The organism is Stenotrophomonas sp. YJH_SMC_8, from assembly GCF_059371315.1.
The window spans coordinates 241,135-267,311 of sequence record NZ_JCAFUL010000002.1; the positions used below are offsets into that span (position 1 = coordinate 241,135).

Annotated in this window: 23 protein-coding genes and 2 tRNA genes; 4 read left to right on the plus strand and 21 right to left on the minus strand. The window is 65.8% G+C overall.

All coding sequences use genetic code 11. The features are described from left to right. Positions 1-64: 64 nt before the first annotated feature. From AC5P88_RS03070 to thrS, 5 genes are all read right to left on the minus strand, one after another. The gene (locus AC5P88_RS03070; protein ID WP_005417865.1) at positions 65-1,060 is read right to left on the minus strand and encodes a phenylalanine--tRNA ligase subunit alpha; all 996 of its coding nucleotides are present in this window, start codon (positions 1,058-1,060) and stop codon (positions 65-67) included. 193 nt (positions 1,061-1,253) lie between these two features. Continuing rightward, positions 1,254-1,613 (minus strand): 50S ribosomal protein L20, encoded by a 360-nt coding sequence (gene rplT, locus AC5P88_RS03075; RefSeq protein ID WP_005410435.1) that lies wholly within the window; start codon positions 1,611-1,613, stop codon positions 1,254-1,256. An 11-nt stretch (positions 1,614-1,624) separates the two neighbouring features. Then, complete coding sequence (gene rpmI, locus AC5P88_RS03080) at positions 1,625-1,822, minus strand: 50S ribosomal protein L35 (RefSeq protein WP_005410436.1); 198 nt, start codon at positions 1,820-1,822, stop codon at positions 1,625-1,627. 265 nt (positions 1,823-2,087) lie between these two features. Continuing rightward, the gene (infC, locus tag AC5P88_RS03085; protein ID WP_019660568.1) at positions 2,088-2,630 is read right to left on the minus strand and encodes a translation initiation factor IF-3; all 543 of its coding nucleotides are present in this window, start codon (positions 2,628-2,630) and stop codon (positions 2,088-2,090) included. A gap of 48 nt (positions 2,631-2,678) precedes the next feature. After that, positions 2,679-4,580, minus strand: a complete 1,902-nt coding sequence (gene thrS / locus AC5P88_RS03090; protein ID WP_010486466.1) for a threonine--tRNA ligase — start codon at positions 4,578-4,580, stop codon at positions 2,679-2,681. A gap of 429 nt (positions 4,581-5,009) precedes the next feature. On the opposite strand from thrS, the gene AC5P88_RS03095 reads away from it, so the two are divergent. Genes AC5P88_RS03095 through AC5P88_RS03105 form a run of 3 tightly spaced genes read left to right on the plus strand, consistent with a single transcriptional unit; the run spans position 5,010 to position 7,139 of the window. Then, a complete protein-coding gene (locus AC5P88_RS03095) occupies positions 5,010-5,306 on the plus strand; it encodes a hypothetical protein (RefSeq protein WP_049434122.1) in 297 nt (98 codons plus the stop codon). Further along, on the plus strand, positions 5,306-5,569 hold the full coding sequence (locus tag AC5P88_RS03100) for a hypothetical protein (protein ID WP_106548816.1): 264 nt from the start codon (positions 5,306-5,308) through the stop codon (positions 5,567-5,569). The genes AC5P88_RS03095 and AC5P88_RS03100 overlap by 1 nt, the downstream gene beginning before the upstream one ends. A gap of 10 nt (positions 5,570-5,579) precedes the next feature. Then, complete coding sequence (locus AC5P88_RS03105) at positions 5,580-7,139, plus strand: PepSY-associated TM helix domain-containing protein (RefSeq protein ID WP_106548817.1); 1,560 nt, start codon at positions 5,580-5,582, stop codon at positions 7,137-7,139. A 24-nt stretch (positions 7,140-7,163) separates the two neighbouring features. On the opposite strand, the gene AC5P88_RS03110 is transcribed toward AC5P88_RS03105, so the two are convergent. Beyond that, positions 7,164-7,568, minus strand: a complete 405-nt coding sequence (locus AC5P88_RS03110) for a VOC family protein (RefSeq protein ID WP_495224274.1) — start codon at positions 7,566-7,568, stop codon at positions 7,164-7,166. Positions 7,569-7,665: 97 nt separating this feature from the next. Further along, a complete protein-coding gene (locus AC5P88_RS03115; RefSeq protein ID WP_495224275.1) occupies positions 7,666-8,856 on the minus strand; it encodes a glycoside hydrolase family 18 protein in 1,191 nt (396 codons plus the stop codon). A gap of 222 nt (positions 8,857-9,078) precedes the next feature. Here AC5P88_RS03115 and AC5P88_RS03120 point away from each other — a divergent pair, with 222 nt between their 5' ends. Continuing rightward, positions 9,079-10,074 (plus strand): tetratricopeptide repeat protein, encoded by a 996-nt coding sequence (locus AC5P88_RS03120; protein ID WP_258179432.1) that lies wholly within the window; start codon positions 9,079-9,081, stop codon positions 10,072-10,074. Positions 10,075-10,199: 125 nt separating this feature from the next. On the opposite strand, the gene pnp is transcribed toward AC5P88_RS03120, so the two are convergent. The 14 genes from pnp to AC5P88_RS03190 form a co-directional block, all read right to left on the minus strand. Then, complete coding sequence (gene pnp / locus AC5P88_RS03125) at positions 10,200-12,308, minus strand: polyribonucleotide nucleotidyltransferase (protein WP_032128652.1); 2,109 nt, start codon at positions 12,306-12,308, stop codon at positions 10,200-10,202. A 151-nt stretch (positions 12,309-12,459) separates the two neighbouring features. After that, on the minus strand, positions 12,460-12,720 hold the full coding sequence (gene rpsO / locus AC5P88_RS03130; RefSeq protein ID WP_005410445.1) for a 30S ribosomal protein S15: 261 nt from the start codon (positions 12,718-12,720) through the stop codon (positions 12,460-12,462). A 173-nt stretch (positions 12,721-12,893) separates the two neighbouring features. Then, the gene (gene truB, locus AC5P88_RS03135) at positions 12,894-13,802 is read right to left on the minus strand and encodes a tRNA pseudouridine(55) synthase TruB (RefSeq protein WP_495224277.1); all 909 of its coding nucleotides are present in this window, start codon (positions 13,800-13,802) and stop codon (positions 12,894-12,896) included. Between the two features lie 108 nt (positions 13,803-13,910). Continuing rightward, a complete protein-coding gene (gene rbfA, locus AC5P88_RS03140) occupies positions 13,911-14,294 on the minus strand; it encodes a 30S ribosome-binding factor RbfA (protein WP_005410447.1) in 384 nt (127 codons plus the stop codon). A 125-nt stretch (positions 14,295-14,419) separates the two neighbouring features. Further along, positions 14,420-17,065: a translation initiation factor IF-2 gene (gene infB / locus AC5P88_RS03145; RefSeq protein WP_495224278.1), complete on the minus strand. Its 2,646-nt coding sequence runs from the start codon at positions 17,063-17,065 to the stop codon at positions 14,420-14,422. Positions 17,066-17,157: 92 nt separating this feature from the next. Next, entirely contained in the window at positions 17,158-18,669 is a 1,512-nt protein-coding gene (gene nusA, locus AC5P88_RS03150; RefSeq protein WP_006458580.1) for a transcription termination factor NusA, read from the minus strand. A gap of 4 nt (positions 18,670-18,673) precedes the next feature. Then, a complete protein-coding gene (gene rimP, locus AC5P88_RS03155; RefSeq protein WP_005410450.1) occupies positions 18,674-19,264 on the minus strand; it encodes a ribosome maturation factor RimP in 591 nt (196 codons plus the stop codon). A gap of 366 nt (positions 19,265-19,630) precedes the next feature. Beyond that, positions 19,631-19,707, minus strand: a tRNA-Met gene (locus AC5P88_RS03160). An 82-nt stretch (positions 19,708-19,789) separates the two neighbouring features. After that, positions 19,790-19,866, minus strand: a tRNA-Met gene (locus tag AC5P88_RS03165). Positions 19,867-19,993: 127 nt separating this feature from the next. Then, the gene (gene nuoN / locus AC5P88_RS03170; RefSeq protein ID WP_005410451.1) at positions 19,994-21,454 is read right to left on the minus strand and encodes an NADH-quinone oxidoreductase subunit NuoN; all 1,461 of its coding nucleotides are present in this window, start codon (positions 21,452-21,454) and stop codon (positions 19,994-19,996) included. Between the two features lie 15 nt (positions 21,455-21,469). Continuing rightward, positions 21,470-22,978: an NADH-quinone oxidoreductase subunit M gene (locus AC5P88_RS03175; protein WP_495224279.1), complete on the minus strand. Its 1,509-nt coding sequence runs from the start codon at positions 22,976-22,978 to the stop codon at positions 21,470-21,472. A gap of 23 nt (positions 22,979-23,001) precedes the next feature. Further along, on the minus strand, positions 23,002-25,203 hold the full coding sequence (nuoL, locus tag AC5P88_RS03180; RefSeq protein ID WP_495224280.1) for an NADH-quinone oxidoreductase subunit L: 2,202 nt from the start codon (positions 25,201-25,203) through the stop codon (positions 23,002-23,004). A gap of 7 nt (positions 25,204-25,210) precedes the next feature. Then, the gene (gene nuoK / locus AC5P88_RS03185) at positions 25,211-25,516 is read right to left on the minus strand and encodes an NADH-quinone oxidoreductase subunit NuoK (RefSeq protein WP_005410454.1); all 306 of its coding nucleotides are present in this window, start codon (positions 25,514-25,516) and stop codon (positions 25,211-25,213) included. Further along, positions 25,513-26,169, minus strand: coding sequence for an NADH-quinone oxidoreductase subunit J (locus AC5P88_RS03190; protein ID WP_495224281.1), 657 nt, complete (start codon positions 26,167-26,169; stop codon positions 25,513-25,515). Before AC5P88_RS03190 ends, nuoK begins: the two co-directional genes overlap by 4 nt. Between the last annotated feature and the right edge of the window lie 8 nt (positions 26,170-26,177).

Here is a 26,177-nt window from a genome sequence, read left to right on the forward strand (position 1 = left end):
CGGCGCATGCGCCTGGGCCTGCGTTGTTGAGTCCGCCGGGCATGGCCCGGCGCTACCTAGTGCGTTACGCGAACTGCTTCAGGAACCGCACATCGTTCTCGAAGAACGCGCGCAGGTCATTGACGCCGTAGCGCAGCATCGCGAAACGCTCCACGCCCATGCCGAAGGCAAAGCCGGTGTAGCGCTCCGGATCGATGCCGACGTTGCGCAGCACGTTCGGATGCACCATGCCGCAGCCAAGCACTTCCAGCCAGCGGGTGCTGCCATCGGGCTGCTGCCAGGCGATGTCCACTTCCGCGCCCGGTTCAACGAACGGGAAGTAGCTGGGACGGAAACGCATCTCGAAATCGCGCTCGAAGAACGCGCGCACGAACTCGGCCAGCGTGCCCTTCAGGTCGGCGAAGGTCGAATGCTCGTCGACCAGCAGGCCTTCGACCTGGTGGAACATCGGCGAGTGGGTCTGGTCGCTGTCGCTGCGGTACACCTTGCCGGCGGCGATCATGCGCAGCGGCGGCGCGTGGTCGCCCATGTAGCGCACCTGCACACCGGAGGTATGCGTACGCAGCAGGCGGCCGTCGCCGAAGTAGAAGGTGTCGTGCATGGCGCGCGCCGGGTGGTGCGGCGGGAAGTTCAGCGCCTCGAAGTTGTGCCAGTCGTCCTCGATCTCCGGCCCTTCCGACAGCTCGTAGCCCAGCCGGCCGAAGATGCCGGTGATGCGCTCCAGGGTGCGGGTGATCGGGTGCAGGCCGGCACGGTCGCCATTGCGGCCCGGCAGGGTGATGTCGATGGCTTCGGCGGCCAGGCGCGCATCCAGTGCCGCGTCTTCCAGCAGCGCCTTGCGCTCGCCCAGCGCGCGGGTCAGCGCGTCACGGGCCTGGTTGATCGCTTCACCGGCGGCCTTGCGCTCGTCGGCCGGCAGGGCGCCGAGCTGCTTGAGCTGCGAAGTGATGCTGCCACTCTTGCCAAGCAGGGCCACGCGCAGCTGTTCCAGCACGTCGGGGCTCTGTGCGGCGGCCACATCGGCCAGCGCCTGGGTGGTGAGGGATTGGATGTCGCTCATGGGGGGCCGGAACTCCAGTCGATCTGCCATCGCGATGCGCGAAGGGCCGACCCCTGTCGCCACCGCCGTCCCCGCGCTGCCGTCGTGGCCTCGCCGGGACCCAAAAAAGAATGGGGAAGGACTTGCGCCCTTCCCCATGCATTGCCTTGACCTGACACCGTTCCGAGTGAACGGTTACGGCATCGGGAAGGACTTATGCCGCCAGCGCGCCCTTGGCCTTTTCGGCCAGCGCAGCAAAACCGGCTGCGTCGTGCACGGCGATGTCAGCCAGGACCTTGCGATCCAGGGTGATGCCGGCCTTCAGCAGACCGTTCATGAAGCGGCTGTAGCTCAGGCCGTTGATGCGGGCAGCCGCATTGATACGGGTGATCCACAGCGAACGGAAGTTGCGCTTCTTCTGCTTACGGCCGATGTAGGCGTACTGCTGTGCCTTGATGACCGCCTGCTTGGCGACGCGGAAGACCTTGCGACGGGCGTTGTAATAGCCCTTGGCGAGATCCAGAATCTTCTTGTGGCGGCGACGCGCCTGTACGCCACGCTTAACTCGTGCCATTTTTCAGTTCCTCAGAGGTAAGGGAGCATGCGGTCCAGACGGCCTGCGTCTTCTGCACGGACATGGCCCGTCTGACGCAGATTACGCTTACGCTTGGTCGCTTTCTTCGTGAGGATGTGGCTACGGTTGGCGTGGCCGCACTTGTACTTGCCCGAGGCGGTCTTGCGGAAACGCTTGGCCGCTGCCCGGTTGGTCTTGATCTTGGGCATTGCAATGTCCTTGATGGGATATGACCCTGGTTTCTGACTGATCTGGCGGCGGCCTGGGCCGCTCTTTCCGTCCTGCCATGATCGGCGTACGACCCGTCCTGGGTGGGTCGAGCCGGGCATGATACAGGCAAAACCGCCCTGCCACCAGCCCCTGCAACCCTTTACCGGCAATTCACCGGCCTCCTGCAAAAGCAAAGGGACGCCAGCGGCGTCCCCTTACCCTGAACCATTCAGCCAGGCGCCCCGGAAGGCGGCCCGTCAGGCCTCAGGTCTTCTTCTTCGGCGCGATCATCATGACCATCTGACGCCCTTCCAGGCGCGGACGGGATTCAATGACGATGTCCTCGCCCAGATCGGCCTCGATCCGGTTGGCCATTTCGCGGCCCAGTTCCTGGTGGCTCATTTCACGGCCACGGAAACGGATGTTGACCTTGATCTTGTCACCATCCTCGAGGAACCCGCGCATCTTGCGCAGCTTGATCTGGTAGTCGCCCTCGTCCGTGACCGGACGGAACTTCACTTCCTTGATCTCGACCTGCTTGGTCTTCTTCTTGGCCTCGCTGGCCTTCTTCTGCGCTTCGAACTTGAACTTGCCGAAGTCCATGATCTTGCAGACCGGCGGATCGGCCTGCGGCTGGATTTCGACCAGGTCCAGGCCTTCATCTTCGGCCATGGACAGCGCTTCGTCGCGCGACAACACGCCGATCATTTCTCCGTCACTGCCGATCACGCGGACGCGCGGCACACGGATTTCCTGATTCTTGCGGTTCTGTTTGTTGTCAGGGGTGCTGATATTACGTTCTCCCAAGGGTATCGAACCGGTCCGGGTGCCTGTGCGCCCGGACCGGACCTTTGCTTACGCGCCCTCGGCGTGGAGCCGCTCGATGAAGGCCTGCAGGCTCATGCTGCCCAGGTCTTCGCCAGAACGCGTACGCACCGCCACAGCCCCATTTTCCTTCTCGCGGTCACCGATGACCAGCAGGTAGGGCACGCGCTGCAACGTATGCTCGCGGATTTTATAGCCGATCTTCTCGTTACGCAAATCCGAGCTGACGCGGAAGCCTTGCTCCGCAAGGGTTTTGGTCACGCCCGAGACGTAGTCGGCCTGGGCGTCGGTGATGTTGGCCACCACCACCTGGGTCGGGGCCAGCCAGGCCGGAAACTGGCCGGCGTGGTGCTCGATCAGGATGCCCAGGAAGCGCTCCATCGAGCCGACGATGGCGCGGTGCAGCATGACCGGGTGCTTCTTCTGGCTGTTCTCGTCCACGTACTCGGCGCCCAGCCGGCCCGGCATCATGAAGTCGACCTGCATGGTGCCCAGCTGCCAGGTACGGCCGATGGCGTCCTTCAGGTGGTACTCGATCTTCGGGCCATAGAAGGCACCCTCGCCCGGCAGCTCCTGCCATTCCACGCCACAGGCGGTCAGCGCCGAGCGCAGCGCGCCTTCGGCCTTGTCCCAGGTGGCGTCGTCACCCAGGCGCGATTCCGGGCGCAGGGCGATCTTGATCTGGATGTCGTCGAAGCCGAAGTGCTGGTAGACCGCCAGCGCCTGCTGGTGGAAGGCCGTCACTTCCGACTCGATCTGGTTTTCCGTGCAGAACACATGGCCGTCGTCCTGGGTGAAGCCACGCACGCGCAGGATGCCGTGCAGCGCGCCGGACGGCTCGTTGCGGTGGCAGGAACCGAACTCACCGTAGCGGATCGGCAGGTCGCGGTAGCTGTGCAGGCCCTGGTTGAACACCTGGATGTGGCCCGGGCAGTTCATCGGCTTGACCGCGTACGTGCGCTTCTCCGATTCGGTGAAGAACATGTTGTCCTGGTAGTTGTCCCAGTGGCCGGACTTCTTCCACAGGCTTACGTCCAGGATCTGCGGGCAGCGCACTTCGCCGTAGCCGCTGTTGCGGTAGACCTTGCGCATGTACTGCTCGACCACCTGCCACAGCGCCCAGCCCTTCGGGTGCCAGAACACCAGGCCCGGCGCTTCTTCCTGCAGGTGGAACAGGTCCTGCTGCTTGCCGATGCGGCGGTGGTCGCGCATCTCGGCTTCCTCGATGCGCTTGATGTACGCCTCGAGCTGCTTCTTGTCGGCCCAGGCGGTGCCGTAGATGCGCTGCAGCTGCTCGTTCTGCGCGTCGCCGCGCCAGTAGGCGCCGGAGATGCGGGTCAGCTTGAAGGCCTTCAGGAAGCGCGTGTTCGGCACGTGCGGGCCGCGGCACATGTCCACGTACTCCTGGTGGTAGTACATGCCCATCGCCTGGATGTCGTCGGACATGTCCTCGATCAGGCGCAGCTTGTAGTCCTCGCCACGGGCCTTGAAGATCTCGATCACTTCGGCGCGCGGCGTCATCTTCTTGATGACGTCGTAGTCCTGGGCGATCAGCTCACCCATGCGCTTCTCGATCGCGGCCATGTCGTCCGGAGTGAACGGGCGCTCGGAGTAGATGTCGTAGTAGAAGCCCTCGGCGATCACCGGGCCGATCACCATCTTCACGTCCGGGTACAGCTGCTTGACGGCGTGGCCGACCAGGTGGGCGCAGGAGTGGCGGATGATCTCCACGCCCTCCTCGTCCTTGGCGGTGATGATGCGCAGGCTGGCATCGTGGTCGATGACGTCGCTGGCATCGACCAGCACGCCATCGACGGCACCGGCAATGGTGGCCTTGGCCAGGCCGGCACCGATCGACTGGGCGACGTCCATGACGCTGACGGGGTTTTCAAACTCGCGGCGGCTGCCGTCGGGGAGGGTAATGTTGATCATCGCATTGGCTTCGTGCGGGGCCCGCGGGGCGGGCTGGAAAGCGCTCCCGGGGCGGCGCCCGGGCAATAAAAAAGCGCCACGAGGGCGCCTGGAACACAGGGCCTTCGGGGGCAGGTCAACAGTGGGCGGTGGTAGTGCTCATGTCGCACGCTCGGCCGGCGCTGTGCGCGGGCCACCTTGTTCCAGTCAGGGATACAGGACGATCTTAAACCAGCGCACCGGAAAGCCCAAGGGCTACCGTACGGTCCGCTGAATGGGTCTCGCTGGCGGCGTGAAATTGCAATGATTACCATGTCGGCGCAGGCCGCCCCGTGCCAGCCTGCCCGCTTTCCCCCAGGACCCCGTGATGCGCCACCCGCTCCGACCGGCTCCCGCCGGCCCCGCCCGTGCCCCGCGTTCGCCGGCCCGCTGCCGCGCCGGCCGCCCGCGATGATCACCGTCGGCCTTTCCACGCTCGGCTTCTGCAGCCTGGGCATGCTGGCAGCGATGTTCTCGGCACTGGCCTTCTATGCCGCCTCGCCGCATTGCCGCTGGCCGCGCCTGCGCCGCGCCGGACGCCTGGGCCGCCAGATCGGCCTGGTCGCCGCTGCCGCCGCGCTTTGGCTGTGGATGGCCGAGCTTGGCTTTGCCGCTGGCCTGGTGGCGATGCTGTGCACCTGGATGCTGGCTGCGATGCTGTTGCCGGCCCTGGCCGCCTGGCACCGTCCCGGCCCGGAGTCGCCCTGATGTGGCCGCGCGCCTTCGCCGGCATCGTCGCCGGCTTCTTCCTGGCCGCGGCCGCGACCGGTCTGCTGGCATGGCTGCCGCCCGGCCCCTGGCAGCGGGCGCTGGTGCCAACCCTGATCGCCTTCATCCCGCTGTGGATGCTGGCCGCCCTGTGGGCGTTCAGTTTCCGCAGCGCGCTGCGTGCCTGGCTGGTGCTGGGTGGCAGCGCCGCCACCGGCTTCGCCGTGCTTGGGCTGCTGCGCCTGATCGGCGTGGTGCAATGAGACCCGTCCCATGAAGTTCAGCTCCCAGACCCTGCGCACGTTCACCACCCTGCATACCTGGGTCGGCCTGGTGGCCGGCTTCGGCCTGTTCGTGGCGTTCTATGCCGGTGCGTTGACCCTGTTCCACCACGACCTGCCGCTGTGGCAGACGCCCGGCGCAGCCACCGCGCTGCCGGCCGGGCTGGACGATGCGCAGTACCTGCTGGAGGACGTGCTGGCCGCGCATCCGGAAGCCCGCCGCCACGTCGGCATGACCTTCCCCGGCGCCGACCATCCGCAGCCACTGGCATATTGGCAGGCCGATGACGGCAGCTGGCGCTATGCCTGGCCAGGCCAGATCGCAGGCAGCCCGACGCCGCCGCAGACCGGGCTGGCGGAACTGGTCAACGAGCTGCACTACAGCCTGGGCCTGCCTGTGGCCGGCATCTACGTGATGGGCATTGTCAGCCTGCTGTACGGCATGGCGCTGCTCAGCGGGCTGGTGATCCATCTGCCGAAGCTGCTCGGCGACCTGTTCGCGTTGCGTCCGGGCCGCAACCTGAAGCAACTGTGGCAGGACGCGCACAACGTGATCGGCGTGCTGAGCCTGCCCTTCCACCTGATGTTCGCGGTGACCGGCGCCCTGCTCTGCCTGGTGTTCGTGCAGATGGCCCTGCTCAACCCGCTGATCTTCGACGGCAAGGCCCTGCAGGCGGTGCCGACGGCAATGGACACCGCACCGGTGCGGGAAGCCACCGGCATTCCGTCGCCGCCGGGCAGCCTGCGCGTGCTGCATGCGCGGGCGCTGGAAGTGGCGCGCGCACAGGGTGTGACCAGCTTCGAGCCGGCCTACCTGAAGCTGGCCAATGCCGGCGACGCCAACGCCACCATCGAGATCACCGGTGAATCCACCGGCACGCTCGGCCCCCTCGGCGCTGTGGCGCTGGACGTTGCCACCGGCAATGTACTGGCGACCCAGCTGCCGGGCCAGCGCGACGCCAACCACGCCACGCTCAGCGCCGCCTATGCGCTGCACTTCGGCGAGTTCGGCAACGGCGTGGTGGTCTGGCTGTATTTCCTGCTCGGCCTCGGCGGCGCCTTCCTGTTCTACTCGGGCAACCTGCTGTGGATCGAGTCGCGGCGCAAGCGTCGCCAGCCGCAGCAGCCACGCGCCGGAGTGAACATGGCACGGGCGACGGTCGGCGTGTGCATCGGCCTGTGCGTGGCGATCTCGGTGGCATTCGCCAGCGCGCTGGTGCTGGAACGTCTGGCACCGGCGGCGGTCGATCACGGCATCCGCTGGGCCTGCTTCGGCAGCTGGGCAGCCTGCGCGTTGTGGGCGGCATTGCGCCGCCCGGCACAGGCCGCACGCGAGCTGCTGTGGGCTGCGGCGATCAGCACCGCGCTGGTGCCGGTGCTGCACGGCGCACTCAGTGGCGACTGGCTGTGGCGCGCCGCCGCGCAGGGCCATTGGCCGCTGTTCTGGATCGATGCCATCGCGCTGGCCATGGCCTTTGGCTTCGCCCGCCTGGCAGTCGCCAGCCAGCGTCGCGCCCGCAACGGCGATCCGAACAGCGTCTGGGCGAACTGAAGCGTCGCCGGGCCTGGCCCGGCGCTACCGGAGCAGTTGTGCTTCGTCCGGGTAACGGCTGACTTCGATCAGGTTGCCATCCGGGTCGCGGAAGTACACCGATTCGATCGGACCCAGTGCGCCGGTGCGGGCCACCGGCCCTTCCTCCACCGCGACGGCCTGCGCCTGCAGGTACGCCAGCACATCGGCCGTGGCGGTACGCGTGATCAGGCAGAGATCGGCGCTGCCCGGCGTGGGTTGCAGCGCATGCGGCTGCAGCGGGGTGCTGGCCGGATGCAGGTTGATCTTCTGCCGGCCGAACTGCAGCGCGGTACGGCCGGCGCCGAAGCGCACGACCTGCATGCCGAGCACGCGCTGGTAGAAATCACAGCTGCGTTCGATGTCGGCCACGGTGAGGACCAGATGGTCCAGGCGTTCGAGATGGATCATGCCCGCAGCGTAACGCTGCGGGCATTGCCTCGATGTGCGGGGTTGGGCCGATGGCGTTGCCGCATCCGCCGGGCGTGGCCCAGCGCCAGCGGGAGGCTCAATCGCCGACGCGTGCCTTCTGCCACGGGGCGAGCATGGCGTTGAGCAGGCTGGCCTGTTCGTCGTCGCCGGTCAGCTCCCACATGAACACGCCGGCCAGGCCCTCCTCGCGGGCGAACTGCGCACGCAGGCCGATCGAGCGCGGGTCCTCATAGCTGATGAAGATCTTCTGCGCGGCGTTGTACAGCCATGGGCTCTGTGCCTGCGGCTGCCAGTGCTTCGTCCAGCCCGGCTGGTCGAGATAGCGCGCCTTGATCACCCGCCAATCGCCGGCATCGGCCGGTGCACTGTAGGCCTGGTACAGCCCATCCGGGGCGTCGCCGGTGACCTTGAAGCCGCGCCCGTAGAACGGCACGCCCAGCACCAGCTTGCCGGCCGGCACGCCGTGCTCGCGGTAGAACTGCACGGCACCGGCCACGTTGTTCCAACGGCGCAGCTCCGGCGCCAGTGGGTCGGCCGCCACCTCATGCAGCGGCGCGTTGAAGGTCGACACCGCCGAGAAGCCGGTGCCCATGTCGTAGCTCATCAGGTTGATGAAATCGAACACCTTGGCCAGCGCCGGCAGGTCGTAGCTGGCGGCCGGATCGTAGGGGCCATCGGTCTGCAGGCGACCGGCAGCCAGCGCGGCGGTCAGCAGCATCGGCTGCCCCGCTTTGCGACCGCGCGCATCGAGTGCCACGCGGAACGCCTGCGCGAGCCGGGTCAGGTTGGCGCGATCCTGCGGACGGTGCGCAAGCTCCTTCGGGCCGCCACTGACCGGGAATTCCCAGTCGATATCCACGCCATCAAAGCTGCCGGCGTGGCGATCGAAGAACAACGCCATGCACGAATCGACCAACCGCTTGCGGCTGGCCTCGGTCAGCGCCGCATCGGAGAACCCGCCCGCACCCCAGCCGCCAATCGAAATAAGCGTGCGCAGGTGCGGGTGTGCCTTCTTCAGCTCGGCCAGCGCGGCGAAGTTCTTCGGTGCTTCCGCACCGATCGTGCAGCGCCCGTCCTCGATGGTCGAGAACGCGTAGAACAGGTGGGTCAGGCGCTCGGCCGGAATGCTCGACACCGGATAGCGCTCGGCGGAACCGCCGGGGTAGTAGGCACCGAAGATCGGCGGCTGTGCGGGCGCGGCGTGCGCGGCAATGGGCAGGGCGCCGGCAATCAGCACGGCAAGGACGGCCACGGTCTGGCGGAACATGGAATCTCCCGGTTCGAAGGCGCCGCCACGTTAGCAAACCGATGAGGCCGTGGGACCGATGTCGTGGCATGTCGTCCAGTGGACAGCAACGATCGGCCAGAGGGCGACAACGTGGCAGTCATGCCACTGCCATCATGCATTGCAGCAGGACACGCACCGACGCAGCGCACCCGGCGCCCTGCATCGGCTAAGGTGGCCGCGGATCTTCAACCGCACATGGACATGAGCACCGATCACGACACCACTCCCGACGGCGACCTGCTGGACGACGCATCCCTCGACGAACACCAGATACTGGAAGCGCGCGCCTACGACGCGTTCCACGAAGGCGACCTGCCGCAGGCGGTGGAGCTGTTCGGCGAACTGATCGCCATCGCTCCCGAGGTGCCCTACCTGCACTACATGCGCGGGCTGGCGCACAAGTACCTGCGCGACTGGCCGGCGTCGCTGCAGGACAACCTGCGATCGGAGCAGCTGCGCGGGGAATTCGATGTCGCCACCGCCTGGAATGCCGGAATCGCGGCCACCGGCATGGCGGACTGGGCCGAAGCACGACGCCAGTGGACCCGCTGCGGGATCACCCTGCCCGAGGGCGAAGGCCCGATCGAGGGCAGCTTCGGCGTGGCCTGCATGCGCCTGGCGCCGTGGTCCGACGCCGAAGTGGTGTACATGAGCCGCATTGATCCGGTGCGTGCACGCATCGACAACGTACCGCTGCCCGAAAGCGGCTTCCGCTTCGGCGACATCGTGCTGCATGACGGCGCATCGACTGGCCGCCGTACGTACGGCGAACACGAGGTGCCGGTGTTCAATGCAATGCAGCGCCTGCAGCCATCGGACATGGCGACCTTCACCGTGTTCGTGCAGTGCGATTCAGCCGATGACATCGCTGCCCTGGGGGCCATGAACCTGCCTGGCATCGGCATGGTCGAGGATTGGACCGCGACCGTGCGCCGGCTGTGCCGCCGCTGCAGCTATGGCACCCCGCACCAACATGACGACGATGCAGAGGCCGTCGAAGAAGGTACCTGGGCGCGCGAGCGCGATCTGGGCATTGCCGCGCAGGGCCGGGCTGCGGTGGAGAAGCTGCTGGCGGCGTGGACCGCCGCGGCCCCGGGACGCGTGCTGGAGGCCATCGAACAGCGAGAGCATCCGCTGAGTGACCCCGAGCCGGGCCAGGTGTGGTGGCTGGGGGAGGAGGAAGACGAGGAAGCGTAGCTGCCCCGCCGGGCATGGCCCGGCGCTACCTGATGGCGGCAGGCAAAGAAAAAGCGGGCCGAAGCCCGCTTTTTCATTTCAGCGATTCCAGGAGCGTGTCAACCAAGGTTGACACCCACCGCCGATTACTCGGCGCTGACGGCGTCGCCTTCTTCCACGGCCTTCATCGACAGGCGGATACGGCCCTGCTTGTCGACTTCCAGCACCTTGACCTTGACCACATCGCCTTCCTTCAGCACGTCGCCGACCTTCTCGACGCGATCGCTGGAGATCTGCGACACGTGGACCAGGCCGTCCTTGCCCGGCAGGATGGTGACGAACGCACCGAAGTCCATGATCTTGGCGACCTTGCCTTCGTAGATGCGGCCCGGCTCGACGTCCGAGGTGATCTGCTCGATGCGGGCCTTGGCGGCCTGGGCAGCGATGGCGTTGACCGAAGCGATGACGATGGTGCCGTCGTCCTGGATGTCGATCTGGGTGCCGGTTTCCTTGGTGATGGCCTGGATGGTCGAACCACCCTTGCCGATCACTTCGCGGATCTTGTCCGGGTGGATCTTGATGGTCAGCAGGCGCGGCGCGTAGTCCGACAGCTCTTCGCGCGGAGCGGTCAGGCCGTGGGCCATTTCGCCCAGGATGTGCAGACGGCCAGCCTTGGCCTGCTGCAGGGCCTGCTTCATGATCTCTTCGGTGATGCCTTCGATCTTGATGTCCATCTGCAGGGCGGAGATGCCCTCAGCGGTACCGGCCACCTTGAAGTCCATGTCGCCCAGGTGATCTTCGTCACCCAGGATGTCGGACAGGACGACGAAGCGCTCGCCTTCCTTGACCAGGCCCATGGCGATACCGGCCACCGGCGCCTTCACCGGCACGCCGGCGTCCATCAGGGCCAGCGACGAGCCGCAGACCGAGGCCATCGACGAGGAACCGTTCGACTCGGTGATTTCCGAGACGACGCGGATGGTGTACGGGAAGGCTTCCAGCGACGGCATGACAGCCAGCACGCCGCGCTTGGCCAGGCGACCGTGGCCGATTTCGCGGCGCTTCGGACCCATCATGCGGCCGCACTCGCCCACCGAGAACGGAGGGAAGTTGTAGTGGAACAGGAAGTTTTCCTTGTACTCACCGGCAACGGCGTCGATGACCTGGCCGTCACGGGCAGTGCCCAGGGTGATGGTCACGATGGCCTGGGTTTCGCCGCGGGTGAACAGCGAGGAACCGTGGGTACGCGGCAGCACGCCGGTCTTCACGGCGATCGGGCGGACGGTGTCCAGCGCACGACCGTCGATGCGGACCTTGGTGTCCAGCACCGAGTCACGCATGGTGCGGTATTCCAGCTCGCCGAATTCCTTCGACAGCTCGGCCGGGTTCCAGCCCTCGGCAGCCACGCGGCCAGCCAGGGTTTCGACCACGTCCTTCTTGATCGCCGAGATGGCGTCGCGGCGCTGCAGCTTGTCGCGCACCTGGAAGGCTTCGCCCAGGCGCGGGCCGATGGCTTCCTTCAGGGCGGAGATCAGCGCGTCGTTCTTGGCCGGGGCTTCCCAGGTCGACGGCTTGGTGCCGGCTTCGACGGTCAGCTCGTTGATCGCGTTGATGACCTTCTGCATTTCGCGGTGACCGAAGGTCACGGCGCCCAGCATCACTTCTTCGGACAGCAGCGCGGCTTCGGATTCAACCATCAGCACGGCGTTGGAGGTACCGGCGACGACCAGTTCCAGCTGCGAGTCAGCCAGTTCGCTGACGGTCGGGTTCAGGATGTACTCGCCGTTCTTGTAACCGACCTTGGCAGCGCCGATCGGACCCATGAACGGGGTGCCGGCCAGGGCCAGGGCAGCCGAGGCGCCGATCAGGGCCGGGATGTCGCCGTCCACGTCCGGGTTCAGCGACATGACCGTGGCGATGATCTGCACTTCGTTCTTGTAGTCTTCCGGGAACAGCGGGCGGATCGGACGGTCGATCAGACGCGAGATCAGGGTTTCCTTCTCGGTCGCACGGCCTTCACGCTTGAAGAAACCACCCGGGATACGGCCGCCGGCGTAGAACTTTTCCTGATAATCGACGGTCAGCGGGAAGAAGTCCTGGCCTTCGCGCGCGCTCTTGGCGGCGACGGCGGTGACCAGCAGTACGGTGTCGTCCATCTTGACGATGACGGCACCGCTGGCCTGACGGGCGACTTCGCCGGTCTCGAGCGTGACGGTGTGCTTGCCGTACTGGAAGGTTTTGGTGATTTTTGCCACGGAGGGTGTCCTTGGGGATGCTGTCTGCGAATTTGGACCGTCGGCGACCCTTGCCGCCAGCGGGTGGCCGGATCGTTCCGGCCTGAATCGGGGATTGCGATGCTACAAAACAAAACCGCGGCGCATCGCTGCGCCGCGGGGGATTCGTTGCTTAGCGACGCAGGCCAAGCTTTTCAATCAGGGCCTTGTAACGCTCGACGTCCTTCTTCTTCAGGTAGTCGAGCAGGCTGCGACGGCGGTTGACCATCTGCAGCAGGCCGCGGCGGCTGTGGTGGTCCTTCTTGTGGGTCTTGAAGTGGCCGGTCAGCAGTTCGATGCGGGCGGTCAGCAGGGCAACCTGGACTTCCGGGGAGCCGGTGTCAGCCGAGCTGCGCTTGTTGTCTTCAATGACCTTCTGGGTGTCGATCGACATTTCTTTTTTCTCTGTGATGCGTGGCCGGCAGGAACGCGCTTCGCGCACCGCCAGGCTCGCCGTGGACTACGAGGATGAAACCTGCGCGAGGCAGGCTGCCGGAAAACGGCCGCGAAATTGTAACGGTCGGGGGGGCCGGGAACAAGGTCCGGGGCTGAACCGCCCTGCCCCGTTCAGAGGTTGAAGCGGCGCTGCGGGGCCAGCAGCCCGCTGTCATCGACCTGCCCGAGCCCCTGGACAGCATCGTCCGGACCAAACACGGCGACCAGGCCATGCGGCCAGGACGGGTCGCGCTGGCGCTGGCCGACGCAGAAGCGGTGGGCCTGGCCGGCATCGAGGTCGACCCGCGGGTATTCCGCCAGCCCGGCCGCCAGCGGCAGCAGCAGCGCGTCCATGCCCGCCTCGTCGCCGGCCTCGACCATTGCCCGCAGCTGGTCCAGGGTGACCATGGCCGGTTCGCGGAACGGTTCCACCCAGAGCCGGCGCAGCGCGCTGATATGGGCGCCACAACCCAGCGCCTCGCCCAGATCGCGGGCCAGGCTGCGGATATAGGTGCCCGAGCCGCAGGTCACGCGCAGGCGCAGCCGTTCCGGCTGCTGCTCCAGCACCTCGATGGCATGCACCTGGACCTCGCGCTCTGGCGCTTCGATGACATCGCCACGGCGGGCCTTCACGTACAGCGATTCACCGCCCTGCTTCAACGCCGAATAGATCGGGGCACGCTGGCGGATGCTGCCGGTCAGCGGTGCCAGTGCGGCCTGCAGCGCTTCGGCACTGATGGCCGGCACCGGGCGCTGCAGCAGCACCTGGCCCTCGGCGTCATCGGTATCGGTGGTCTGGCCGAGCACGATCTCGGCGTCGTAGGCCTTGGCCGAGCCGAGCAGCAGGCCGGCGATCTTGGTCGCCTCGCCGAAGCACAGCGGCAGCAGGCCGGTGGCCAGCGGGTCGAGGCTGCCGGTGTGGCCGCCCTTCTCGGCGCGGAACAGGCGGCGGGCCACCTGCAGGGCGGCGTTGGAGCTCATGCCGGTCGACTTGTCGAGCAGCAGGATGCCATCCAGGCGGCGGAACTGAATTCGGGTCATGACAGATACGGGTAGCGCCGGGCCATGCCCGGCGAGCGCGAAGCGCGGCCAGCGTCCGGCCTCGCACGGTCAGAATGGAAAGACGCCGGGCATGGGCCCGGCGCTAGCTTATTCTTCGTCGCTCTCGCGACGCTTCTCCGCGGCCAGCGTATCGGGCAGGTCGCGCAGGATGTTGTCGATGTGCTCACCACGGTCGACCGAATCGTCGTAGTGGAAATGCAGCTCCGGCACGTGGCGCAGCTTCATCGCGCGTGCCAGGTCCATGCGCAGGCGGTAGCCCAGCTCCTTCAGGCCGGCCACGGCTTCAGCCGAACGCTCCGGCATCAGTGCGGTGACGAACACCTTGGCATGGGCCATGTCGCGGGTGATTTCCACGTCGGACACGCTCACCGAGGGCAACCCGTGCTCGCGCACGGCGTTGTGCACCAGGGTGCCGAGTTCACGGCGCAGCTGGGCGGAGACACGGTCGGTTCGATGGAAAGTCTTGGGCACGCGGTCAGGCTCTTGATTTGAATGTGACCCGACCAAGGCCGGGCCCTACCAGGGAAGGCGGCCCGACCAGGGTCGGGCCCCACCAGGGTGGCGGACCGGTCCGCGAGGACCGGCCCCTTGCAGCATTACAGGGTGCGCGGCACTTCGATACGCTCGAAGCACTCGATCTGGTCACCCGGCTTGACGTCGTTGTAGGCCTTCACCGCGATACCGCATTCGGTACCGTTGCGGACTTCCTCGACGTTTTCCTTGAAGCGGCGCAGCGATTCCAGTTCGCCTTCGAAGATCACCACGCTGTCGCGCAGCACGCGGATCGGCTTGTTGCGCTTGACCACGCCCTCGATGACCATCGAGCCGGCGACGGCGCCCAGCTTGGAGCTGCGGAAGACGTCGCGGACCTCGGCGATACCGATGATCTCTTCGCGGATCTCCACGCCCAGCAGACCGGAAGCCACCTGCTTCACCTGATCGATCACGTCATAGATGATCGAGAAGTAACGCAGGTCCACGCCGTTGGATTCGATGATGCGACGGGCCGAAGCATCCGCACGCACGTTGAAGCCGATGACGGTGGCCTTCGAGGCGGCCGCCGAGTTGGCGTCCGATTCAGTGATGCCGCCCACGCCGGAGTGGATCACGTTGATGCGGATGTCTTCGTTGGACAGCGCGACCAGTGCCTGGCTGAGGGCCTGCACCGAACCCTGCACGTCGGCCTTGATGACCAGGTTGAGGACCTGCTGGCCCTCGCCCTTGCCCAGGGTCGCCATGATGTCTTCCATGCGGCTGCCAGCGGTGGCGACCAGGCGCGATTCACGACGCTTGGTCTCACGCTGCTGGGCAACGTCCTTGGCCAGGCGCTCGTCCTCGACGACCACGAAGTCGTCACCGGCTTCCGGCACGCCGGACAGGCCCAGGACCTGCACCGGGATGGACGGGCCGGCGAACTCCGGCTGCTTGCCGGTTTCGTCGAACAGCGCACGCACGCGGCCGTACTGGATGCCGCACACCAGGTAGTCGCCCTTCTTCAGGCGGCCCTGCTGCACCAGCACGGTGGCGACCGGGCCGCGGCCCTTGTCCAGCGACGATTCGATCACCACGCCCGAGGCGCGGCCTTCGTCGACGGCCTTCAGTTCCAGCAGTTCGGCCTGGATCGAGATGGCGTCCAGCAGGTCGTCGATGCCCAGGCCGGTCTTGGCCGAGATCTCCACCATCTGGGTATCACCACCGAAATCTTCGGCCACGACCTGCTCGGACAGCAGTTCGTTCTTGACCCGCATCGGGTCGGCGTCGGACTTGTCGATCTTGTTGATCGCCACGATCAGCGGCACCCCCGCCGAACGGGCGTGCTGGATCGCTTCCTTGGTCTGCGGCATGACGCCGTCATCGGCGGCCACGACCAGCACCACGATATCGGTCAGCTTGGCACCGCGGGCACGCATCGAGGTGAAGGCAGCATGGCCCGGGGTATCCAGGAAGCTGATCACGCCCTTCGGCGTATCCACGTGGTAGGCACCGATGTGCTGGGTGATGCCGCCGGCTTCGCCGGTGGCGACCTTGGTGCGGCGGATGTAATCCAGCAGCGAGGTCTTGCCGTGGTCGACGTGGCCCATGATGGTGACCACCGGCGGGCGCTGGGTGGCTTCGCCCTGGTTTTCACCGGCCGAGGCCAGCAGTGCGTCTTCGGCGTCGTTGTCGTTGGCACGGATCGCCTTGTGGCCGAGTTCTTCGGTCACCAGCGCGGCGGTGTCATGGTCGATGGACTGGGTGATGGTGGCCATCACGCCCATCTTGAACAGCGCCTTGACCACCTCGCCGCCCTTCAGCGCGAGCTTCTGCGCCAGGTCGGCCACGGTGATCGTGTCGCCGATCGCCACTTCACGCACCACCGGTGCGGTCGGACGCTCGAACGCGTGCGGACCGGCATTGTTGCCACCGCGCGACATGTCGCGACGGCCACCGGCCTGGTTACGCCCGCCCGGACGACCACGGGTGTTGCTGTTGTTGCTGTTGCCACGACGCGCGCGGTCGGCAGCCGACAGGTGCATCTGGCCGGCGAAACGGTCGCCCGGGCCACGCTCGTTGCGCGGTGCGCTGCGGTTGTTGCGGTCGTCGTTGCGCGGCGGCGGCGGTGCACTGCGCGGCGCAGCCGGAGCGGCGGCCGGAGCACGCGGCGGGCGCGGCGCGGTTTCATCGATCGGAGCGCGCTTGGGCTTGCTGGCAGCCAGCGCCTCGGCAGCCTTGGCGGCAGCCGCAGCTTCCTCGGCGGCCTTCTTCTCGGCCTCTGCGCGTTCCTTGGCCGCGACCTCTTCCTCACGGGCACGGACGATGGCTTCGTCGCGCAGACGATCCTTCTCGGCCAGGGCCTGCTGTTCGGCAAGGTTGCGGGCACGCGACTCTTCCAGCTTGCGCAGGATGTCGGCGCGCTCTTCGTCCGGCGTCATGGCGCGAGCACCATCCTTGACGTAGGTACGCTTCTGGCGGACCTCGACATTCACGGTCGTCTTGCTGCGACCGGAATTGACCGTCACTTCCTGCTGCTTCCGGCGGTTGAGCGTGATCTTCTTTGCAGACTGATCGGTCTCTTCCGGGGCCTGCTCGGGCTTGCCGTGCGAACGACGAAGGAAGCCCAGGAGCTTCACCTTCTCGGAGCTGGTCACGACCTGGTCGGGACCGCTGAACTTCATGCCGGCACCGGCCAGCTGTTCCAGCAGTTTTTCGACCGGCGTGTTGACCAGTTCGGCAAGCTTGCGGATGGTGGTTTGCTGCGACATTCGGATCCTATGATCTTGTGGGCGCCCCCCCGCATCTGGAGGTGGCGCGGATTCTACGCCCTGAGCGGCTCAGGGCCCTGTTCATTGCCGGCTCATTCGCCGCGTTCCAGTCGGGCGATCTCTTCGGCACGGGCGGCCAGGATCAGCGCAGCGGCGCGCGCCTGATCCAGTCCTTCGATGCCGAAGTCCATGACCTCGTCGGCGGCCAGGTCGGACAGGTCCTCGCTGGTACGCACGCCGTGGCCGGCCAGCGCATACGCGGTGGCTTCGTCCATGCCCTTCAGGGACAGCAGGTCCTGCGCCGGCTGGCCGTCTTCAAGGCCTTCCTCGACTGCCAGGGCCTCATTGAGCAGCGCATCGCGGGCACGAGCGCGCAGCTCTTCGACGATGTCTTCGTCGAAACCTTCCACGGCCAGCAGTTCGCCGACCGGGACATAAGCGATTTCCTCGACGGTGCCGAAGCCTTCGCTGACCAGGATGCCGGCGATCTCTTCGTCCACTTCCAGCTTGTCCATGAACAGCTGGCGGGCCGAAGCCTGCTCGGCTTCCGACTTGGCGGTGACCTGGTCCTGGGTCATCACGTTGAGCTGCCAGCCGGTCAGGCGGCTGGCCAGGCGCACGTTCTGGCCGCCCTTGCCGATCGCCTGGGCCAGGCGGTCTTCAGCGACGGCCAGGTCCATCGAGTGCTTGTCTTCATCGACGATGATCGACTGTACTTCGGCCGGTGCCATCGCATTGATGACGAAGTTGGCCGGGTTGTCGTTCCACAGCACGATGTCCACGCGCTCGCCATTGAGCTCGTTGGACACGGCCTGCACGCGCGAACCGCGCATGCCGATGCAGGCGCCGATCGGATCGGTGCGCTGGTCGTGGGCCAGCACGGCAATCTTGGCGCGGTCGCCCGGATCGCGGGCACAGGCCTTGATTTCCACCAGGCCCTGGCCGACTTCCGGCACTTCCAGCTTGAACAGCTCGATCATGAATTCCGGGGCGGCGCGGCTGATGAACAGCTGCGGGCCACGCGGTTCCGAACGGACTTCGGCCAGGTAGCCGCGCACGCGGTCGCCGGCGCGCAGCACGTCGCGCGGAATGCCCTTGTCCTTCGGGATGAAGCCTTCGGCGTTGCCACCGAGGTCGACATAGATGTTGCCGCGCTCGGCGCGCTTGACCACACCAGTGATCAGTTCGCCGACGCGATCCTTCCACGCATCCACGACCTGCTGGCGCTCGGCTTCGCGCACGCGCTGGACGATGACCTGCTTGGCGGCCTGGGCGGCGATGCGGCCGAAGTCCGGGTTCTCGATCTGCTCTTCGATGTAGTCGCCGACGTCCACGCCTTCGGCTTCATCGACGGCGTCCATCAGGCGGATCTGGCGGTCCGGCGATTCCATGACCACGTCATCGGCCACCACTTCCCAGCGGCGGTAGGTTTCGTAGCTGCCATCCTTGTGGTCGATGACCACGCGGGTCAGCACTTCCTCGTCGGGATAGCGCTTCTTCGCTGCCGAGGCCAGGGCGGCCTCGATGGCATCGAAGATCACTTCACGCGGCACGCCCTTCTCGTTGGCGACCGCGTCGACTACCAGCAACAGTTCCTTGCTCATTGGCTCACTCCGCGCGCGGCTTCTTTGCCGCCGGCTCGTTGGAAGAAGAATTCGTGTTCGGCTTCGGACGCTTCGGTGCCGGACCGGTCGGCTTGCTCGGGGCCAGCCCCAGCGCCACCCAGTCGGGCATGATCCGTGCCTTGTCGATGTTGTCGGCCGACACCACCACTTCGGTCTTGTCGACGATGAAGGTGATGGTGCCTGCGGCCTCGTCGGTCGCCTCGATACGGCCCTGCAGGCGACGACGGTTGTCCTGCGGCAGCTTCAGCGTGACCTTGGCCGATTCACCCTGGTGGCGAGCGAACTGCTCCAGGTTGAACAGCGGGCGATCCACGCCCGGCGAGGACACTTCCAGCGTGTAATTGCCGCTGATCGGGTCTTCGACGTCCAGCTGCGCCGACACTTCGCGGCTGACCCGCTCGCAGTCGTCGACATTGATGATGCGCTCGGGCTGTTCAGCCAGCGGCACGTCGATGTAAAGGCGCAGGGTCGCACCGCCGGGGGCCGGCAGATACTCAACGCCCAGCAGCTCCAGGCCCAGCGACACAACGGTCGGGGCGAGCAGATTCGCGATGTCGGTTGCCTTGTCGCTCACAGCCTGCCTTGATCTCTTGGTTGGGTGCCGGCCTTGGCCGGCGTGAAAACATGACGCCCCGGAAACGACAAAGGGCCCGCTGGGCCCCTTTTCCGGAAAGACTCCGGTGACTGGATTCCGGTTGCAACCTGCAGTGCCTGCCGGTTGCGGCCCTCCTTCCGGGTCCGGACTCCCGCCGGGAGGCCGCCTTCAGGGGTACTGCTAGGCCGCTGATGATAGCGGCTGCACCGCGCTGGTGCAAGGTGCGGGCCCGGGGTCAGATCCCTTTTCCCCTGGAAAAGGGATCTGACCCCAACCCAGCGAAAACGACGCAGACCCCAAAGAAAAACGCCCTCGAAGCAGGACTTCGAAGGCGATCTCTTTACTTGGTAGCGGGGGCAGGATTTGAACCTGCGACCTTCGGGTTATGAGCCCGACGAGCTGCCAGACTGCTCCACCCCGCATCAGAAGCGGAATTATGAGGCATAACTTCAAAACCTGCAAGCTTTTCCTCATTCATCAAGCCGGTTGGCGCCGATTCGATGTTGGTAGCGGGGGCAGGATTTGAACCTGCGACCTTCGGGTTATGAGCCCGACGAGCTGCCAGACTGCTCCACCCCGCACCGGAAGTGTTTGAACTGCTGCCCTGCTCTTTCGAGGAGGGCTACCGCAACGATGTTCTGGCTGAACCGCTGCAGTGACAACTCAGGCTGCGCATATTACACGAATCGCGCAGCTTTGTGTCAACTTTTATGCAAGATGCGCAAATGCCTGCTGGCACCAGACCATGATCGGGTTCCAGGCCAGGCCCAGCGCCAGCAGCGCCAGCGCGTTCACGCCCAGCACGAGGCCCAGCACGCGGTCGTTGCTGCGCGGCATGGCCTCGCCCACCGGCTCATCGAAGTACATGACCTTGATGACGCGCAGGTAGTAGAAGCAGCCGACCACGGCGCACAGCACGCCGAGGATGGCCAGCCACAGCAGGCCGCCATTGACGGCCGCGCCCAGCACCGCCAGCTTGGTCCAGAAGCCCAGGAACGGCGGGATGCCGGCCAGCGACGCCATGATGCACAGCACCAGGCCGGCCATCCACGGGTTGCGGGCATTGAGGCCCTTGAAGTCCTCGATGTTCTCGGCTTCAAAGCCGGCACGCGACAGCGCGATGATCGCGCCGAAGGCGGCGGTGGACATGATGGCGTAGGCCAGTGCGTAGAACAGCGCTGCGGCATAGCCCTGCGCGCCACCACCGGCGATGCCCATCAGCAGGAAGCCGATGTGCGAGACGGTGGAGAACGCCAGCATGCGCTTGAGGTTGCTCTGCGCGATGGCCATCAGGTTGCCGATGACCAGCGAGACCGCGGCCAGGCCGGCGATCAGCAACTGCAGTTCGGTCGACAGCGGACCCACGCCCATCTCCAACAGGCGGTAGGCCATGCCGAAGGCGGCCAGCTTCGGCGCCGAGCTGATGAACAGCGCGATCGGTGCCGGGGCACCCTGGTACACGTCCGGCAGCCACATGTGGAACGGTGCAGCACCCAGCTTGAAGGCGACGCCGGCGATCATGAACACCGCACCGGTGATCAGCAGCACGCGCTCTTCCGAGTGCGGGATGGCGTCACGGATGACGTCCAGGTGCAGGCTGCCGGTGGCGCCGTAGATCAGCGACATGCCGTACAGCAGCAGGCCCGAGGCCAGCGAGCCAAGCACGATGTACTTCATCGCCGCTTCCGAGGCCAGGCCGTTTTCACGGTTGCTGGCGACCAGGGCGTAGGAGCACAGCGCCAGCAGTTCCAGGCCCAGGTAGACCATCAGCAGGCTGCCGGCCGAGACCAGGATCATCATGCCGGCGGTGCCGAACAGGATCAGCACCGGGATCTCGCCCTGGAACAGGTTGCGGTCACGCAGGTAGCGCCAGCCGTAGACCAGGGTCAGGCCGCTGAGCAGCACGATCCCGGTCTTCATCACGTCCGCGGCGGTATCGCGCACGAACATGCCATGGAAGACCTCGCCCTGCCCGCCCACGCCGGTGGCCAGCATGAACAGCACCACGGCCAGCGCAGCGAGCGAGAACAGGTGGGTGACGATCTTGTTCCGGTTGCTGACGAACAGGTCGAGGATCATCAGGGCGAAGGCGCTGCCGATCAGCACCAGCTCGGGAGCGAGCGGTGGCAGGTCAGCGGCGGTCAATGGCAGCAGCGGCGAGGTGGTCATCATCAAATCCTGGAATTACAGCAGCTTGCTGGATGCGATCTGCATCGCCAGCTTCGCGATCGAGGGCTCCATCAGGTCGGTCAGCGGCTTGGGGTAGATGCCCAGGGCCAGCACGCCGATGGCGAACACGCCCAGCACCAGCCATTCGCGGCCGTTGATGTCCTTCAGTTCGGCCACGTGGCTGTTGGCCACTTCGCCGAAGAAGATGCGCTTGTACAGCCACAGGGTGTAGGCGGCGCCGATGATCAGGGTGGTGGCCGCGCCCAGTGCGATCCACGGATTACGCTGGAAGGCCGACAGGATGACCATGAACTCGCCGACGAAACCGCTGGTGCCCGGCAGGCCCGCGTTGGCCATGAAGAACAGCATGGCGAAGGTGGCGAACCACGGCATCACGTTGACCACGCCGCCGTAATCGGCGATGCGGCGGCTGTGCATGCGGTCGTACAGCACGCCGACGCAGGAGAACATCGCGCCGGACACGAAGCCGTGCGAAATCATCTGCACCATGGCGCCCTGCAGGCCCAAGCGGGCGGCATCGGCGTTGCCGGCTTCACGCACCAGCCACAGGGCGATGAAGGTGCCCAGGGTGACGAAGCCCATGTGCGCGATCGACGAATAGGCGATCAGCTTCTTCATGTCGTCCTGCACCAGGGCGACCAGGCCGACGTAGATCACCGCGATCAGCGACAGCGCGATCACCAGCCAGGCCCATTCCTGCGACGCGTCCGGGACGATCGGCAGGTTGAAGCGCAGGAAGCCGTAGCCACCGATCTTCAGGGCGATGGCGGCCAGGATCACCGAACCGGCGGTCGGCGCTTCCACGTGGGCGTCCGGCAGCCAGGTGTGGACCGGGAACATCGGCACCTTGACCGCGAAGGCGATCAGGAACGCGAAGAAGATCCAGGTCTGTTCCTTGGCCGACAGCGGCAGCGCGTACAGGTCGGCCAGCTGGAAGCTGCCGCCCTTCATGTACAGGTAGATCAGCGCCACCAGCATCAGCACCGAGCCGAGGAAGGTGTACAGGAAGAACTTCAGCGCAGCGTAGATGCGGCGCGGGCCGCCCCAGACACCAATGATCAGGAACATCGGGATCAGCATGGCTTCGAAGAACACGTAGAACAGCATCGCGTCCGTCGCGGCGAAGATGCCGACGGTGACGCCTTCCAGGATCAGGAAGGCCGCCACGTACTGGTTCACGCGCTTGTCGATGGCGCTCCAGGCGCCGATCAGGGCAAGCACGCTGACCAGGGTGGTCAGCAGGATCAGCGCCACGGCAATGCCGTCCACGCCCAGGTTGTAGCCGATCTTGTACGCCGGGATCCAGGCATGGGTCTCGACGAACTGCAGACCGTCGATGCCCGGGTTGTAGCCGCTCAGCAGCGAGAGGCTTGCAACGAAGGTGAGTACCGCGACGCCCAGCGACGCCCAGCGGGCGGTCTGCGCATCACGGATCGCAAGGATCAGGGCACCACCGATGATCGGCAGCCAGATGAGGACACTGAGTAGAGGCCAGTTCGACACGTCTTCTTATTCCGTACAGGTCATCAACGCAGGTAATGCATCAGCACGCCCAGCAGGGCAATCAGGCCGATGATCATCGCGAAGGCGTAGTGATAGAGGAAACCGGATTGGGTACGACGCAGCACGCCGGCTGCGACGTCCACAACACGTGCCGAGAGATTGACCACGCCGTCGACGATATTGCTGTCGATCCAGCGCGAGACCCTGCCCAGCTTGACGCTGCCGCCGGCAAGGCCATCGATCCACAGCTTGTCGAAGCCGTACTTGTTTTCCAGCACCGAAACGATCGGGGCGAAGGTCTTGCGCGCCTTGCCCGACAGGTCCGGCTTCCACAGGTAGAACAGCGCGGCCAGCAGGAAGCCCGCCAGGGTCAGCCAGAACGGCGGCAGCATCATGCCGTGCAGCGCGAACGCGACCGGGCCATGGAACTCTTCACCCAGGAACGCGACGGTGTTCTTGGCCGGATCGTAGAAGTCGACGATGCCGGTGAAGAACGTCTGTGCCTGGCCCTTGATCGCCTCGTGCGCATGGTGGCCGGCCCAGTCGGTGCCGTGCAGCATCGGACCGATGCTGAAGAAACCGATGGCGATCGACGGGATGGCCAGCAGGATCAGCGGCAGGGTCACTACCCACGGGGTTTCGTGCGGCTCATGCGGACCGTGGCCATGGCCGTGGTCGTCATGCGCATCGCCGTGATGGGCGTCGGCATGGTGCGCGTCGGCGGCGTGGTGATCGTCATGGTCATGGCCCGCGTGCCCATCTGCATGGCCGTCGCCATGAGCGTCATGCGCGTCGCGGAAGCGTTCCTTGCCATGGAAGGTCATGAACAGCAGGCGGAAGCTGTAGAAGCTGGTCACCAGCACGCCACCCAGCACCGCCCAGTAGCCATAGGTGGCCACCCAGCTGTTCTGCATGTGGGCGTGGATTTCGGCCGCCTCGATGATGGTGTCCTTCGAGTAGAAGCCGGAGAAGAACGGCGTGCCGACCAGGGCCAGCGTACCGATCCACATGGTGATGAAGGTGATCGGCATGTACTTGCGCAGGCCGCCCATCTTGCGCATGTCCTGCTCATGGTGCATCGCGATGATGACCGAGCCGGCGCCCAGGAACAGCAGGGCCTTGAAGAAGGCGTGGGTCATCAGGTGGAACACGGCGGCCGAGTAGGCCGACACGCCCAGGGCGACGGTCATGTAGCCCAGCTGCGACAGCGTGGAGTACGCGACGACGCGCTTGATGTCGTTCTGCACGATGCCGATCAGGCCGGTGAAGAACGCGGTGGTGGCACCGATGAACAGCACGAAGTTCAGCGCGGTCTGCGACAGCTCGAACAGCGGCGACATGCGGGTGACCATGAAGATACCGGCGGTCACCATCGTCGCGGCGTGGATCAGTGCCGAGATCGGGGTCGGGCCTTCCATCGAGTCCGGCAGCCACACGTGCAGCGGGACCTGGGCCGACTTGCCCATGGCGCCGATGAACAGGCAGATGCAGATGACGGTGGCGATCGACCAGATCACCGGCTCGTTCAGCAGCTGCATGCCCAGGATCGTGCCGTCCCAGATCTGCAGCTGGGCGCGCGGGTCGGCCAGCATGCCGGCCTGCGAGAACACCTGCGAGTAGTCCAGGGTGCCGAACACCCACAGCACGCCGGCGATGCCCAGCAGGAAGCCGAAGTCACCGACGCGGTTGACCAGGAACGCCTTCATGTTGGCGAAGATCGCGGTCGGGCGCTTGAACCAGAAGCCGATCAGCAGGTACGACACCAGGCCCACCGCTTCCCAGCCGAAGAACAGCTGCAGGAAGTTGTTGCTCATCACCAGGGTGAGCATCGAGAAGGTGAACAGCGAGATGTAGCTGAAGAACCGCTGGTAGCCCGGATCGTCCTGCATGTAGCCGATCGTGTAGATGTGGACCAGCAGCGACACGAAGGTCACCACCACCATCATCATCGCGGTCAGCTTGTCGACCATGAAGCCGACGTGGGCCGAGTACTGGCCAACCTCGAAGAACGTGTAGATGTTCTGGTTGAACGGCTGCGCGCCGCCCCACATCAGCTGGTAGAACGTGTACATCGACAGGCCGCAGGCTACCGCGACGCCGAGGATGGTGATGGTCTGCGCGCCGAAGCGCTTGACCTGGCGACCGAACAGGCCGGCGATGATGCTGCCGAACAGCGGTGCAAGCACCACTGCGATCAACAGACTCTTGGAGAGAGTGATTTCCATCTGTGGATCAGCCCTTCAGCGAATCGACTTCGCCGACATTGATCGTGCGGCGGGTACGGAACAGGGTCACCAGGATCGCCAGGCCGATGGCGGCTTCCGCGGCGGCGACGGTCAGGATGAAGAACACGAACAGCTGGCCGGACGGATCGCCCAGCTGACGCGAGAATCCGACGAAATTGATGTTCACCGACAGCAGCATCAGCTCGATCGACATCAGCAGGACGATGACGTTCTTCCGGTTGAGGAAGATGCCGGCCAGGCTGATGGCGAACAGCACCGCGCCCAGCGCAAGCATGTGGCCAAGGGTAATCACGGCTGGGTCTCCTCGCCGGTGGCCGGCTTGCTGTTGCTGTGCACGACCGGTGCTTCGGCGCCCATCTTGACCATGCGCAGGCGCTGGTCGGCCTTGACCATGGTCTGCTCACCCGGGTTCTGGCTCTTCACGCCGGTACGGCGGCGCAGGGTCAGCATCACGGCGGCGACCACGGCCACGGTCAGGATGACGGCGGCGAACTCGAACGGCAGCAGGTATTCGGTGAACAGCGTGCGCGCCAGCCAGGTGACGTTGGAGCTGTCGGCAGCGACCGCAGCGGCGTTGTCGGCCGGGAACGGGTTGACCGCCCTGCCCTTCACGCCGATCAGGATCAGCATCTGCACCAGCATCGCCACCGCCACGATCAGACCGACCGGCAGGTAGCGCACCCAGCCTTCACGCATCTTGGTGGGATCGATGTCCAGCATCATCACCACGAACAGGAACAGCACCATCACCGCGCCGACGTAGACCAGCACCAGCGCCACGCCGAGGAACTCGGCGCCCACCAGCAGCCACACGCAGGCAATGGAGAAGAAGGTCAGCACCAGGCACAGCACTGCATGCACCGGGTTGCGCACGCTGATCACCGCACCGGCCGAAACCGTTGCCGCGATGGCGAACACCCAGAAAGCGATATTTACCCAATCCATCTCTCGAC